A 14,067-nucleotide genomic window follows, 5' to 3' on the forward strand; every position below is an offset into this window, starting at 1 on the left:
GGTGCACGGCGTTTTCCGAACGGAACAAGGTGGTTCGGTGCGTCGCGATAGATGCCACGAAAGCAAGGAAAATCAAAGGGTTTCCGGCTTGCCCTGTGGGCCGCTGGCCTAGACCTCCAACACAATTTTGCCAATATGTGCCGAGGTTTCCATCCGCCGGTGCGCGTCGGATGCCTTTTCCAGCGGGAAAGTGCTGTCCATCAGCGGCTTGACCCGGCCTTCGCGCAAAAGCGGCATCACTTTCGCCTCGATCGCGGCCACCATCGCCGCCTTGTCCGCATTACTACGGGGGCGCAGCGTCGAGCCGGTATGGGTCAGGCGCTTCACCATCACCTTGGCGATGTTGACGGTGACCTTGGGCCCGTTGAGGGTCGCGATCTGCACGATGCGGCCGTCGAGCGCGGCGGCGTCATAGTTGCGGTCGACATAGTCGCCGGCGACCATGTCGAGGATCAGATTGGCGCCGGCATTGTTCGTCTCCGCCTTGACCACGGCGACGAAGTCTTCCGTCTTGTAGTTGATGGCACGATCCGCGCCGAGCTTGAGGCAGGCATCGATCTTGTCCTGCGATCCTACGGTGACGATCACCTTGGCGCCGAACGCTTTGGCGAGCTGGATCGCCATGGTGCCGATCCCCGACGAGCCGCCATGGATCAGCAGCGTCTCGCCGGCCTTTAGGGCGCCGCGCTCGAACACGTTGTGCCAGACCGTCATCAGCGTTTCCGGCAGTGCGCCGGCTTCCTTGATCGACAGCGACGGCGGCACGCTCATCGCCTGGCCGTCCTGCGCGATGCAGTACTGCGCATAGCCGCCACCGGCGACCAGCGACATCACCTTGTCGCCGATCTTGTGCCGCTTGGCGTTGCTGCCGACGGCCACCACTTCGCCGGCGATCTCGAGGCCGGGCAGGTCACTGGCGCCGGGCGGCGGCGGATAGGCGCCGGAGCGCTGCGCCACGTCGGGCCGGTTGACGCCGGCGGCCTGCACCTTGACCAGGATCTCGTCGGGACCGGGCTGCGGCAGCGCCCGTTGTTCCGGCACCAGCACTTCCGGTCCGCCGGGTTTCGAGATGGCGACCACGGTCATTTGCGCGGGCAGCTTGTCCATGATGTGTCCTTGAGCAAAGGTGCGGGATGGAACGAGGCCATTGCTTAGCCAGCGCGGTGCAGGCTGGCAACCGCCTCAGCCGCTTGTGAAGCGAACGCAGGAGGAACCACGATGGCGATGGAAGACGACGACCGCCCGCGCAAGAAGATCAGCCATGACATCGGACAGGATCTCTCGCTCTTGTCAGTGGAGGAACTGACCGAGCGCCTCGCGCTGCTCAAGGGCGAGATCACAAGGCTGGAAGAAGCCGCAACGAAGAAGCGCGCCTCGCGCGATGCGGCGAACAGCGTCTTCAAGAAGTAGGCTCGAAACAATAGCTGTCGTCCCGGCGGAGGCCGGGACCCATACGCCGTGCGAGCAGTTTTCCGAAGACTCGGAGTTGCCGGCTCGCGCGACGACTTTTCCCTGTGGCTATGGGCCCGGCCCCCGTGCGCAATTGCGCACTAGGCCGGGGCGACGGAGAGAGTTTGTTCCGCGGGCGCACTCGGCCACTGACCGACATGGCTAACGAACCCTCAAAATGTTCGCTCGTTTACTCCACATTAAGCTTTCGAGTTTATGACTGGGAACTGTCCTTGTTTGGACACCGAGTGGCTCCTGTCCACTCTGTTTGACGCCTCCCTGTTATCAACTTTCAAAGCCGCCGGTTTTCCGGCGGCTCTTTTTTGCGCCCAGCTCCGCCTTTTTGCGTCTCGCACCGGTTGAATTCCGAGCAAAGACCCGCGGAAACCATATCCATGCTTGTCACTGGACTCGGCGTCCCGCCCGCGCAATGATTTGTTCATCATAAGCCGGCGCCAAAGCCGGGCAGTCAGACAGTTGCGTAAGGGGCGTTAACCATGGAACGTTTGCAAGCCGAAGGCGCTCTCGTTCAACTCAGCGAGCGGTTCACCAATTCTGCGGCGTTCGGCGTCCTGTTCCGCGAGGGCATGGACCTGGTCGAGGAGACCGCCGCCTATCTCGATGGCGCCGGCCGCACCGAGGCCAAGGCGCTCGATCGCGCCGTCAGCCTCACCTATGCGACCGAGAGCATGCGTCTGACCACCCGCCTGATGCAGCTCGCCTCATGGCTGCTGCTGCACCGCGCCGTCAAGGAAGGCGAGATGACGTTGGGCCAGGCCAACCGCGAAAAAACCAAGGTCAAGCTCTCCGCCGCCGATCCCGGCTCCACCGACAGCATCGAGAAGCTGCCGTCGCAGCTCCAGGATCTGATCCATCGCTCGATGAGCCTCCAGACCCGCGTGCGCCGCCTGGACACCACCATCCACACCCCGCCGGTCGATCATTCCTCGATCGGCAACCCGCTGGTGCCGCATCTCAACGCGCTGAAGGCCGCGTTCGAGCGGTAAGCCCCCGTCATTGCGAGCGTAGCGAAGCAATCCAGAAATCCCTCCGCGGAGACAGTCTGGATTGCTTCGTCGCAAGAGCTCCTCGCAATGACGAGCGTCACCCAAAACGAAAAACGCCCCCGGCTCTCCGGGGGCGTTTTTCGTCTCCGGCCTTGCGGCCGGATCAATCCTTTTTGAGAAAGCCCGAAAACTTCTTCTGGAAGCGCGAGACGCGGCCGCCGCGATCCATCAGCTGCGCGTTGCCGCCGGTCCAGGCCGGGTGCGACTTGGGGTCGATGTCGAGGTTCAGCGTGTCGCCTTCCTTGCCCCAGGTGGAGCGGGTCAGGTACTCGGTTCCGTCGGTCATCACGACCTTAATCGTATGATAGTTCGGGTGAATTTCGGCTTTCATGGCAATTCCTCGGCGCCCCGGCGCCTCACTTGAGTGGCTATCGAATGACGGATTTGGCGGGGTCTATACCCCACGGGCCCCTGTAAAACAAGCCATTGCAGAGCCTTTGGGGCCTTAGGGGACCGGGCGGCCCCCTAAGGGACATCCCGGATTTGCCACGCCTGCTCGCGCGGCCTATCTGGAGCAGACTACCTCTCTTTGTCTTTTGGTCGGATCTCATGAGCGCAGTAGAACGGCTTGAAACCGGGCCCGCGGAGGCCCCGTCGATCGAGGCCGACCTGGTCGAGGCGCCGGCGAAGAGCCGCGCGAAGCTGCGGCCGCTGCTGGCGCTTGCGCCCTATGTCGCGCGCTATCGCGGCCGGGCTGCGCTGGCCTTCGTGGCGCTGACGATCGCGGCGCTGACCACCCTGCTGGTGCCAGTCGCGGTGCGCAGGATGATCGACTTCGGCCTGACGCCTGAAGGCATCGAGCTGATCAACAGCTATTTCTCGGTGATGATCGCCGTCGTCGCCGTGCTCGCACTCGCGAGCGCCGCGCGCTACTACCTCGTGATGACGATCGGCGAGCGCATCGTTGCCGATCTCAGGCGCGACGTCTTCGCCCATCTGTTGTCGCTGTCGCCGGCCTTCTTCGATTCGGCGCGCAGCGGCGAGCTGGTGTCGCGCCTGACCGCCGACACCACCCAGATCAAATCCTCCGTCGGCGCCTCGGTCTCGATCGCACTGCGCAACCTGATGATGTTCTTCGGTGCCGCGGCGATGATGGTGATCACCAGCCCGCGGCTATCAGGCTTCGTGCTGCTGGCCATTCCCCTGATCGTGCTGCCGCTGGTCGCCTTCGGGCGCTGGGTGCGGCGGCTGTCGCGCAATGCGCAGGACACGCTGGCCGAGGCCTCCGCCTATGCGAGCGAACTCGTCGGTGCGATCCGTACCGTGCAGGCCTATACCAGCGAGAGCCTCGCCGAGAGGCGCTTCGGCGGCGAGGTCGAGCAGGCCTATGAGGCCGCGCGCACCTCTACGCAGGCGCGCGCCGTGCTCACCGCCATCATCATCTTCATCGTGTTCGCAAGCGTGGTCGCGATCCTCTGGATCGGCTCGCACGACGTGCTGACCGGCACCATCACGCCGGGCCGGCTCGGCCAATTCGTGCTCTATGCGGCCTTCGCGGCTGCTGGCCTCGGCCAGCTCAGCGAGGTCTGGGGCGAGATCTCGGCGGCGTCAGGCGCTTCCGAGCGCCTGTTCGAGATCCTGCATGTGCAGCCCGATATCACCGCGCCCGCGTCGCCGCGCGCGCTGCCGGTGCCGGCGCGCGGCGAAGTCGGCTTCGACCATGTCAGCTTCGCCTATCCGGCACGGCGCGACGTCAATGTGCTCGATGCCGTCTCGTTCACCGTGCGCCCCGGCGAGAAGGTCGCGATCGTCGGTCCGTCCGGCGCCGGCAAGAGCACGATCTTTCATCTGCTGTTGCGCTTCTACGATCCGCGCAGCGGCGCGATCTCGCTCGACGGCGTGCCGGTCAAATCCGCCGATCCGCGTGAATTCCGTTCGCGCATCGCGCTGGTGCCGCAGGAATCGAATGTGTTCGCGGCAAGTGCCCGCGACAACATCCGCTTCGGTCGGCCCGATGCCACCGACGCCGAGGTCGAGCGTGCCGCCGAGCTCGCGCACGCCGCCGAGTTCATTCGCCGCCTGCCCGAAGGTTTCGACACCCCGCTCGGCGAGCGCGGCGTGACGCTGTCCGGCGGCCAGCGCCAGCGCATCGCGATCGCGCGTGCGATCCTGCGTGATGCGCCGCTGCTGCTGCTGGATGAGGCCACCTCCGCGCTCGATGCCGAAAGCGAGACGCTGGTGCAGACCGCGCTTGAAGAGCTGATGCGTCACCGCACCACGCTCGTCATCGCGCACCGCCTCGCCACCGTCTTGTCGTGCGACCGCATCCTGGTGATGGACCAGGGCCGGATCGTCGAGCAGGGCACGCATGCGGAGCTGGTGGCCGCGAACGGGCTTTATGCCAGGCTCGCGAGGTTGCAGTTCGAGGGGGCGTGAGGCGTCGCCTCACGCACAGTGTCATCGCCCGCGAAGGCGGGCGATCCAGTACTCCGAGACGGTCGTGATCAATCGAGAAGCCGCGGCGTACTGGATTCCCCGCCTTCGCGGGGAATGACGGCGGAGATTTTGGCAGGCGCGTCGCGCGACAAGGTCTTCCTTCATAGCAAGCGGATGATGGATGTTTGTCGATCTCGCGAAGAGCACGATCCGGATCGGCCGCCCTGCGCCCCTGGTGATTGGGAATACTTGAATGATTGTTCTGATCGGTCCGGTACTCTTCATCCTCCTCATCCTGTTCGCTATTCGGCAGCAAAAGCGCGGCCTTGCGGGATGGAAGGCGGCCCTGCTTGTTATCGTGGGCACAGGCGCGATCGCTGTGTTGAGTTTCGGATTGCTCATCGTGGGCTTCCGGAATTTCGGATAGGGCGCCCGCGCGCCCTGAGCCGAGTGGATGGACCTTGCGGTTCCCCCGGATGTGGCGCCTAATCAGGTATCGCCGGCCAAAGGCTCGTCCATAGGCGTCGGTGCCTGAGAGATGATTTGCGCTCCCGCCTCAACGGGAGTGCGCATCATGGCCCAGCCATACAGCGAAGAGACCCGCGAACTCCTGGAGCGGGCGCAGCGAACGATCAACGAGTCGATCGAGCTTCGCGAAGAAAGCCGCCACGCGATCCTCAAAGCCAAGAGCTGGCAATTCGAGCTCGAACTCCGCCTGAGCCGAGAGCGCGTCACGGCGAGTTACGCGACAGCGCCGATCATCGACACTTCGGCGACAGCGCCGGCACATTCGGCCACGGCCAGTTCTTCCAGCTCCCGTCCTCATCGACGCAGGCCGATGGCCCAAGGCCGTTCGTCGGAGCACTCGTCGTCTTGACCGGCGTGGCGAGGCGCTGGTCGACATAGCTCGTGGAGACATATCCGGCGACGATGACGCCGAGCAGGACCGAAGATCCCTTGGCCAGATCGCTCAGTTTCATCGGTCATCTCCATCCGCTTGCCGGAGCGATTTCTCCGGGCACAACGACTAGCTGACGTCCTGGGATCCCGACGTGACGGGCGTCACGCCGCCAGAATCAGGGTCGCCAGAATCAAGATCGCCATTGCATCTTCAGCACCGGACGTCCCGAGGTCGGATTCACCTCGTCGCCGGCATGCGCGAAGCCGTTGCGCTCATAGAAGCGGATGGCGCGGCTGTTGTCCTTGTTGACGAGCAGTGTCACGCCGGTCGGTGACAGACGCTTGGCCTCGTCCACCAGCAGCCGCGCCGCATCCGAGCCCCAATGCGCGGGATCGACAACGAGCTGGTCGAGATAGCCGTCGCCGTCGATGGTGACGAAGCCCGTGAGTGCGCCGTCCTGCTCCGCCACCACGATCGAAGCCTTCGGCACCAGCTCCTTGCGCCAGCGTTCGCGCCACCAGTCCAGCCGTGCCGCGAAGTCGATCTGCGGATAGGCCTGCTGCCAGGTGCGATGCCAGAGATCGATTGAGGCGGCCTCGTCCGCGGGAAGGTAAGGACGAAGATGGAGGGCGCTCACTACCGCTCCGTCAGCTTCAGCTCGATGCGGCGGTTGCGCTTGTAGGCTTCCTCGGTGTTGGCGGTGTCGAGCGGCTGGAATTCGCCGAAGCCGGCGGCGACAAGGCGCTGGGCGGGCACGCCGAGCGAGATCAGGTACTGCACCACCGAGATCGAACGGGCGGCCGAGAGGTCCCAATTCGACTTGAAATTCGCACCGTTGACCGGACGCACGTCGGTGTGGCCGTCGACGCGCAGCACCCAGGGGATCTCGTTCGGGATCTTCTTGTCGAGATCGATCAGTGCGGTCGCGAGCGTGTCGAGCTCGGCGCGGCCTTCGGGCAGCAGCACCGCCTGTCCGGTGTCGAAGAACACTTCGGACTGGAACACGAAGCGGTCGCCGACGATGCGGATGTCGGGGCGGTTACCGAGGATGGCGCGCAGGCGGCCGAAGAATTCCGAGCGGTAGCGCGACAATTCCTGCACCCGCTGCGCCAGGGCGACATTCAGGCGAGAGCCCAGATCGGCGATTCGATTTTGCGATTCCTTGTCGCGCTTCTCGGAGACGTCGAGCGCTTCCTCCAGCGCCGCTAGCTGCCGCCGCAGCGCGCTGATCTGCTGGTTCAGTACCTCGATCTGCGCCAGCGCGCGGGCGGAAACCGCCTTCTCGGAGTCCAGCGCCTTGCCGAGCTCGGAGGATTTGCCCTGCGCATCGTTGCCGGCGGCGGCGAGCCCGTCATAGAGGCCCTTGATGCGATCGCGTTCGCTCTCGGCCGAGGCGAGGCCGGCTTTCAGCGACGAGACCTGGTCGTCAAGCGTGAGCTTGCCGAGCTTCTCCAGCGACAGCAGCTCGTTGAGCTGAGCAATCTTGGCGTTGAGTTGCTCCAGCGCCTTGTCCTTGCCGGTGACCTCCTGCGACAGGAAGAACTGCACGACCAGGAACACCGACAGCAGGAACACGATCGACAGCACCAGCGTCGACAGCGCGTCGACGAAGCCGGGCCAGTAGTTGAAGGAGGTATCGCCGCGGCGGCCGCGCGCCAGTGCCATGTCGTTAACCCTTCTCGGGCTGACGCGCGATGCGCTCCAGCAGGCGCCGGATCTCGCGGTTCTGCTCGCCCTGGCCGTCGGCCCATTCGCGGATCATCTGCTGCTCGGTCCGCATATGCGAGACCAGCGCCTGGATGGCTTCGGCGAGGCTCGCCATCGCCGCGGTGGTGCCGCGGCTGCCGCTGCCTTCCTCGAGCACGGAGCGCAAGCGCTCGACGACGGCCTGAAGCTCGCCGCTGGCAATGCCACCGCCGCCACCGGAGGCGACCGCCGCTTCGCCGCTGCCATATTCGCGCACGGTGGTGGCAAGCCAGTCTTCGAGATCGGTGTAGAAACGGTTCTGCGCCTGGCTCGATTGCAGGTCGAGGAAGCCGAGGATCAGCGAGCCGGCGAGGCCGAACAGCGAGCTCGAGAACGAGATGCCCATGCCGCCGAGCGGGGCGGCCAGCCCCTCCTTCAGCGTGTCGAACAGGGCGCCGGAATCGCCCCCGACCTTGAGCCCGTCGATCACCTTGCCGACCGAGCCGACCGTCTCGATCAGGCCCCAGAAGGTGCCGAGCAGGCCGAGGAAGACCAGCAGCCCGGTCATGTAGCGGGAGATGTCGCGGGCCTCGTCGAGGCGGGTCGCGATCGAATCGAGCAGGTGCCGCATGGTGGTCTGGGTGATCGACATCCGCCCGGTGCGCTCGCCGCCGAGGATCATCGCCATCGGCGCCAGCAGCTTGGGGTGGCGGGCGGGCGCAAGGCCGGGATCGGCGATGCGGAAATTGTTGACCCAGGAGACTTCGGGATAGAGCCGGATCACCTGGCGGAAGGCCAGGATGATGCCGATGAACAGCACGCCGCCGATCAAGGCATTGAGCCCGGGATTGGCGAAGAAGGCCTGGATGATCTGCTTGTAGAGCACCACCCCGACCAGGGCGCAGAGCACCAGGAAGACCAGCATCCGCACCAGGAAGACGCTGGGCGAGGATAGCTTCGTATATTCGATGTCGATGGAGGAGCGGGGCGAGGCGCCTGGCGGCATGGCCGGTATCATCCGTTAACTTGCTTGCGGGGCGCACTATGGCACAGCGCCAGCCCAAAAAAAGCGCCGGATGCGCCGATTTCGGGGAGAGCTGGGGAACCCAACGCTGAAACCGGGCTTTGGTAAGGACGTACTTTGCAAATCGTCGGCATTCCACAGGTTCAAATCGCACTTTTCCCCCTGCCCAAGACGGAGTCGTCGCATGAGCGTCGTGTCCGCGATCATCGGGACTGCCGAACGGGTGCCGCTGCCTGATGTCGTGATCCGCGCGGCGATCCAGCGGCTGTGCTCGCGCACGGTGACGCGGCTGTCCGCGCTGGGCGGGGCGGACGATGCCGCCTTCGCCGGGCGGATGATGCTGCGGCCGATCGCCGAGGACGCGGATGCCGGGCATGACAAGGTGCCCGCTTCGGTCTTTGCGAAGGTGCTCGGTCCAAACCGCAAATACTCCTGCTGCTTCTACAAGACGGACGCGACCACCTTGCAAGAGGCCGAGGAGGAGGCGTTGCGCCAGACCGCCGAGCATGCCGCTCTCGCCGACGGCCAGACCATCCTCGAGCTCGGCTGCGGCTGGGGCTCGCTGTCGCTGTGGATGGCGCGACAGTTTCCGCACGCCAAGGTGACGGCGGTGTCGAGCTCGCAGGCGCAGCGCGCCCATATCGAGGAAGAGGCACGGCTGCGCGGTCTCCTCAACCTGCGGGTGGTCACGGCGGACATCAACGTGTTCGCGCCTGACGGCCAATTCGACCGCATCGTCTCGGTCGAGATGTTCGAGCACGTGATGAACTGGCGCAAGCTGATGACGCGCCTGCGGTCATGGCTCGCGCCCGAGGGGCGCTTCTTCATGCACATCGTCGCCCATCGCTCCGGCTCTCACCTGTTCGACCGGGCCGATCGCGACGACTGGATCGCGCAGCGCGTCTCAACGGGCGGGCTGATGCCGAGCCATCACCTCGTCAGGCAATTCGACGATATCATCACGGTCGAGAAGGAATGGTGCTGGAGCGGCACGCATTATCAGCGCACCGCCAACGACTGGCTCGCCAATTTCGACACGCATCGCTGTTACATCGAGGCGGCCTTGCGCAACATCCATGGCGAGGAGACCGCCCTGCAGATGCGACGCTGGCGCTGGTTCTTTCTCGCTACCTCGGGCCTGTTCGGCTATGCCGATGGAACCGAGTGGGGCGTCAGCCACTATCGAATGAAGGCGGCGGGATAAGGCGCGGACACTCGAAAGAATTTGTTAAGCGTCTTTCGTTGCGCAAACGGCACACGCTGCGCATTTTCTTTGCAGGAACATGTTGCGATTGTTGTCTGATCATTTCCTCTCGCCTATCGTCGTGGTTGTCCTTCGTGGACGACATAAATCCGCATCCCCGAACGGTGCGGACGCAATTGGAATGACGTATGCGCGAATGCATCGGTGCTGCCTCGATCCGACGACACCACGATGATCCGCTGCGGAGGAGTCTGAAACGGACGCAGCGCTCTCGATCCAGCGACACCCGGACGCGAATGCTTCGCTTGCTTCTGGCAAGCGCCTCGGCAGCGGCACTGATAGCCCTGTCCACAGCATCCGCCTCCGCCCAAAGCTGGACCGGTACGACCAGCAATGACTGGACGGTCGGCAGCAACTGGTCGGGCGGAGTGGTCCCAATCGCGGGCAACGGCGTCAACATCAATACGACCTCGCCAAACCCGACCGTGCTCGGCATCGGCGGCGCGGCAGTCGGAGCGACCGGAAGCCTCTTCCTTGGCGGATCTTCCAGCAGTCTGACGATTCAGAACGGCAGCACGCTGACGAGCAACGGCGCGTCTCTCGCAATTGGAGTCGCAGGCGGGAACAACGGCACCGTGACTGTCAGCGGCGCCGGTTCGCAATGGATTACATCCGGCGACCAGATCGAAATCGGCGCCAGTGGCAATGGCACACTCAACATCCAGAACGGCGCCAGAGTCGTCGCCCAATCAGGGGTTGCGCTCGGAACCTTCGCTGGCGGCGCGGGCACGCTCAATATCAATAGTGGCGGCACACTCGAGACGAACACTCTCGCACGCGTCGCTGTCGGAACCGGACAGGTCAATTTCGATAACGCCATCCTGCGCGCCCGGATAAATACCGCCTTCTTCATCGGTGGATTTTCGGCGGGAACACTCAACATCGCCACAGGCGGGCTGACCGTCGACACCCAGGCTTTCACCGTGAGCGCGAGCTCCGGTTTTTCCGGCGTCGGCGGATTGACCAAGACCGGCACAGGTACCTTCAATCTCCGCGCAGCCAATACCTATACCGGTGCGACGGTGATCCAGGCCGGCACGCTTGCCCTCGCCGTTACTGGCTCGGTAGCCGCGTCAAGCCGGGTCGTCGCAAACGGAATCTTCAACGTCTCGGGCATCACTGCCGCCGGCACCAGCATTCAAAGCCTGGCGGGAACCGGCACCGTCGCGCTCGGCGCGAAGAACCTCACCATCACCAACGCGAACGATCAGTTCGCCGGCGTGATCGGTGGCACCGGCGGCCTGACGCTCACCGGCGGCACCCAGACGCTCGCGGGCGCCAATACCTACAACGGCGCAACGACCGTGAACGGCGGCACCCTCCGCGCCGGGGCGGCCAACACCTTCAGCGCGGCCTCGGCCGTTACGGTCGCCTCCGGCGGCACGCTCGACCTTGCCGGCTTCAATCAAAGGCTCACTTCGCTGGCCAACGCCGGCATGGTTAGCCTCGGCGGCGCGCCGGGCACCACGCTGACCGTGGTCGGCAATTACATCGGCAGTGGCGGCACCGTGCAGCTCAACACGCGGCTCGGCGGCGACAGCTCGCCGACCGACCTGCTGCGGGTGCAAGGCAGCACGTCGGGCACTTCGTCGCTGCGCGTCACCAATGTCGGCGGCACCGGCGCACCGACCGTCGAGGGCATCAAGGTGGTCGACGTAGCAGGCGCCTCCAACGGCAGCTTTTCGCTTTTGGGCAGCTATGTTTTTCACGGCGAGCAGGCGGTGGTCGGCGGCGCTTATGCCTATACGTTGCAGAAGAACGGCATTGCCAGCCCGGGCGACGGCGATTGGTATCTGCGCTCAAGCCTGCTCAACCCGCCGCCCGCGACACCTGCCGGTCCACTCTATCAGCCGGGCGTTCCGCTGTACGAAAACTATGCGCAGGTGCTGCTCGGCATGAACGATCTGCCGACGCTGCAGCAGCGCGTCGGCAACCGCTATTGGGGTGGCAGCGATGCGATGGCGCGCGCCGGTGGCGCGGCGACGGTGCCAGGCGCGGCGTCATCGGCGCCGACGGCGTTCTGGGGCCGCATCGAAGGCGGGCATTCGGATTTGCAGCCCTCCAACACTGCGGGTTCGACCTACAAGGCCGACCATCTGAAAGTGCAGACCGGGCTCGATGGCCTTGCGTTTGAGAACGAGCGGGGCCGGTTGTTCGTCGGGCTCACGGCACAATACGGCCTGACGACCGCCGATGTCGCGTCGTTCTTCGGCAACGGGCGCATCCGCGTCGAGGGGACGGGCGTCGGCAGCACGCTGACCTGGTATGGCGACAACGGCTTCTATGTCGACGGTCAGGCGCAGTCGATGTTCTATCGCAGCGATCTCAGTTCCGTGCTGGCCGGCAGCCTGATCCATGGCAATGAAGGGCTCGGTTATGCCTTCAGCGCCGAAACCGGCAAGCGGATCGGTTTGGGCAATGGCTGGCTGCTGACGCCGCAGGCGCAGCTTTCCTATGCGAAGGTCGCTTTCGACGGCTTTGCCGATCGGTTCGGCGCGCCGGTCGCGTTGCGCGATGGTGACAGCCTGCTCGGCCGCACCGGTCTTGCACTCAACCACCAGAGGACCTGGAACGACGGCACGGGTATCGTGCGATCCGATGTCTACGGGATTGCCAATCTGCGTTACGAGTTCCTCAACGGCACCACCGTCGATGTCGCGGGCACCAGCTTCGCCAATGCGCAAGATCGGCTGTGGGGCAGCATCGGCGGCGGCGGCACCTATAGCTGGGCCAACGGGCGCTACGCTGTCTTCGGCGAAGTCTCCTACAATGCGAGCCTCAACAACAGCGCGGACAACCGCAATTACAAGGGGACCGGGGGCTTCCGTCTCACCTGGTGAGTCACGCCGCCGGCAGCAGGGTGGGAACACCGCTCGTTGCGATCTTCTGTCGCAGCACGCGGCGGTGGAACCGGACTCACAATCGAGTGAGGCGTAAAAAGCGCCCTGAACTCAGCAGCATAGACCGTGTGACATTGGGCCGCCCGCAAGGTGCGTTGCGTCGCAGCACGTCCCCTCTATTTTGACGGCATCAGCCGCGTGCCATGGCCCAGAACGGGCGCCGCGGCGCGTGATCAGTTTCAACAATATCGGGGCACTTAACTTCATGTCAGGACTTCGCGCGCGATCGGCATGCGTTGCAATGATGCTCGCGGCCTTTACGCCGCTGTTGGCAGGCTGCGACGAATCCAGCTCCGCCATTTCAGCCGCCCAGCCCAACGACCCCGATGTCAGCATCGTCATCGTCAAGCCGCAGCCGCGCGCCGTGGTGCGCGAACTGCCGGGCCGCATCGCGCCGACGCGGGTCTCGGACGTGCGGCCGCGCGTCTCCGGCATCGTGGTCGAGCGCCTGTTCCGACAGGGCAGCGAGGTGAAGGCCGGCGATCCGCTGTACCGGATCGATCCGCGTCCGTTCGAGGTCGAGGTGATGGCCAACGACGCCGCGGTCGCCAAGGCCGAGGCCGCGCTGATGCAGTCCCAGCAGCAGGCCCGCCGCATCGCCACGCTCACCGCCCAGCGCGCCGCGCCCGAAGCCGAGAACGAGAAGGCGATCGCGGCCGAGCGCCAGGCCCATGCCGAGGTCGAGGGCCGCAAGGCCGACCTCGCACGCGCCAAGCTCAATCTCGATTATGCCACCGTGCGCGCGCCGATCGACGGCGTCGTCGGTGCCGCCCTGGTCAGCGAGGGCGCGCTCGCGGTCCAGAACGAGACCAATCTGGCCACCATTCAGCAGCTCGATCCGATCTATGCGGATTTCACCCAGTCCGTGAACGAGCTCAACCAGCTCCGCCGCGCCTTCGAGAGCGGTGACCTCGAGCGCATCGCGCCAGATGCCGCGAAGGTGCATCTCGTGCTCGACGACAACACCCTCTACTCGCTCGACGGCAAACTATTATTCTCCGACGCCAAGGTCGACGCCAATACCGGTCAGGTGACCTTGCGCGGCGAGTTCCGCAATCCCAAGCGCGAGCTGCTGCCGGGCATGTATGTCCGCGTCCGCATCGACCAGGGCCTCGATAGCGACGCGATCGCGGTGCCGCAGCAGGCGATCCAGCGCAACGGCGGCGGCGGCAGCGAGGTGTTCGTCGTCAAGGACGACAACCACATCGCGGTGCAGCCGGTGCGCACCGGTTCGGTGCAGGACGGAATCTGGTTCGTCACCGAGGGACTGAAGGCCGGCGACAAGGTCGTGGTCGAAGGCTTCCAGAAGTTCGCCGCCGGCGACAGGGTCAAGCCGCAATCCTGGTCGGAAGCGGATGCGACCGCCGACAATCGGCACGCCCAGAAGCTGACGCGGTAAC

13 protein-coding genes are annotated in these 14,067 nt (G+C 64.9%); 7 read left to right on the forward strand and 6 right to left on the reverse strand.

Going from position 1 to position 14,067, the window contains the following annotated elements:
- Positions 1 to 108: 108 nt before the first annotated feature.
- Positions 109 to 1,107, reverse strand: a complete 999-nt coding sequence (locus IVB40_RS03810; protein ID WP_018454625.1) for an NAD(P)H-quinone oxidoreductase — start codon at positions 1,105 to 1,107, stop codon at positions 109 to 111.
- 111 nt (positions 1,108 to 1,218) lie between these two features.
- Between IVB40_RS03810 and IVB40_RS03815 the strand changes: the two genes are divergently transcribed.
- Both IVB40_RS03815 and IVB40_RS03820 read left to right on the forward strand, forming a co-directional pair.
- Positions 1,219 to 1,410, forward strand: a complete 192-nt coding sequence (locus tag IVB40_RS03815) for a DUF1192 domain-containing protein (RefSeq protein WP_247283829.1) — start codon at positions 1,219 to 1,221, stop codon at positions 1,408 to 1,410.
- A gap of 536 nt (positions 1,411 to 1,946) precedes the next feature.
- A complete protein-coding gene (locus IVB40_RS03820; protein ID WP_007599893.1) occupies positions 1,947 to 2,456 on the forward strand; it encodes a DUF1465 family protein in 510 nt (169 codons plus the stop codon).
- Between the two features lie 163 nt (positions 2,457 to 2,619).
- Here the strand turns inward: IVB40_RS03820 and rpmE are convergent, their stop codons facing one another.
- Entirely contained in the window at positions 2,620 to 2,847 is a 228-nt protein-coding gene (rpmE, locus tag IVB40_RS03825; protein WP_007599895.1) for a 50S ribosomal protein L31, read from the reverse strand.
- A gap of 218 nt (positions 2,848 to 3,065) precedes the next feature.
- Here rpmE and IVB40_RS03830 point away from each other — a divergent pair, with 218 nt between their 5' ends.
- A complete protein-coding gene (locus IVB40_RS03830) occupies positions 3,066 to 4,892 on the forward strand; it encodes an ABC transporter ATP-binding protein/permease (RefSeq protein WP_027570254.1) in 1,827 nt (608 codons plus the stop codon).
- 253 nt (positions 4,893 to 5,145) lie between these two features.
- The gene (locus IVB40_RS03835) at positions 5,146 to 5,319 is read left to right on the forward strand and encodes a hypothetical protein (RefSeq protein ID WP_247283832.1); all 174 of its coding nucleotides are present in this window, start codon (positions 5,146 to 5,148) and stop codon (positions 5,317 to 5,319) included.
- Positions 5,320 to 5,650: 331 nt separating this feature from the next.
- On the opposite strand, the gene IVB40_RS03840 is transcribed toward IVB40_RS03835, so the two are convergent.
- The 4 genes from IVB40_RS03840 to IVB40_RS03855 form a co-directional block, all read right to left on the reverse strand.
- Positions 5,651 to 5,872, reverse strand: a complete 222-nt coding sequence (locus IVB40_RS03840; RefSeq protein WP_027570257.1) for a hypothetical protein — start codon at positions 5,870 to 5,872, stop codon at positions 5,651 to 5,653.
- Positions 5,873 to 5,983: 111 nt separating this feature from the next.
- On the reverse strand, positions 5,984 to 6,430 hold the full coding sequence (locus IVB40_RS03845; RefSeq protein WP_247818127.1) for a GNAT family N-acetyltransferase: 447 nt from the start codon (positions 6,428 to 6,430) through the stop codon (positions 5,984 to 5,986).
- On the reverse strand, positions 6,430 to 7,458 hold the full coding sequence (locus tag IVB40_RS03850) for a peptidoglycan -binding protein (RefSeq protein ID WP_247283836.1): 1,029 nt from the start codon (positions 7,456 to 7,458) through the stop codon (positions 6,430 to 6,432). The genes IVB40_RS03845 and IVB40_RS03850 overlap by 1 nt, the downstream gene beginning before the upstream one ends.
- 4 nt (positions 7,459 to 7,462) lie before the next feature.
- On the reverse strand, positions 7,463 to 8,485 hold the full coding sequence (locus IVB40_RS03855; protein WP_247818128.1) for a flagellar motor protein MotA: 1,023 nt from the start codon (positions 8,483 to 8,485) through the stop codon (positions 7,463 to 7,465).
- Positions 8,486 to 8,687: 202 nt separating this feature from the next.
- Here IVB40_RS03855 and IVB40_RS03860 point away from each other — a divergent pair, with 202 nt between their 5' ends.
- The 3 genes from IVB40_RS03860 (at position 8,688) to IVB40_RS03870 (ending at position 14,066) form a co-directional block, all read left to right on the forward strand.
- Entirely contained in the window at positions 8,688 to 9,707 is a 1,020-nt protein-coding gene (locus tag IVB40_RS03860) for a cyclopropane-fatty-acyl-phospholipid synthase family protein (protein ID WP_247818129.1), read from the forward strand.
- Positions 9,708 to 10,003: 296 nt separating this feature from the next.
- Complete coding sequence (locus tag IVB40_RS03865) at positions 10,004 to 12,607, forward strand: autotransporter outer membrane beta-barrel domain-containing protein (RefSeq protein WP_247818130.1); 2,604 nt, start codon at positions 10,004 to 10,006, stop codon at positions 12,605 to 12,607.
- 265 nt (positions 12,608 to 12,872) lie between these two features.
- Positions 12,873 to 14,066 (forward strand): efflux RND transporter periplasmic adaptor subunit, encoded by a 1,194-nt coding sequence (locus IVB40_RS03870; protein WP_155810045.1) that lies wholly within the window; start codon positions 12,873 to 12,875, stop codon positions 14,064 to 14,066.
- The last annotated feature ends 1 nt before the right edge of the window (position 14,067 follow it).

It is taken from the genome of Bradyrhizobium sp. 40 (genome assembly GCF_023100925.1).
Classification (GTDB): domain Bacteria; phylum Pseudomonadota; class Alphaproteobacteria; order Rhizobiales; family Xanthobacteraceae; genus Bradyrhizobium.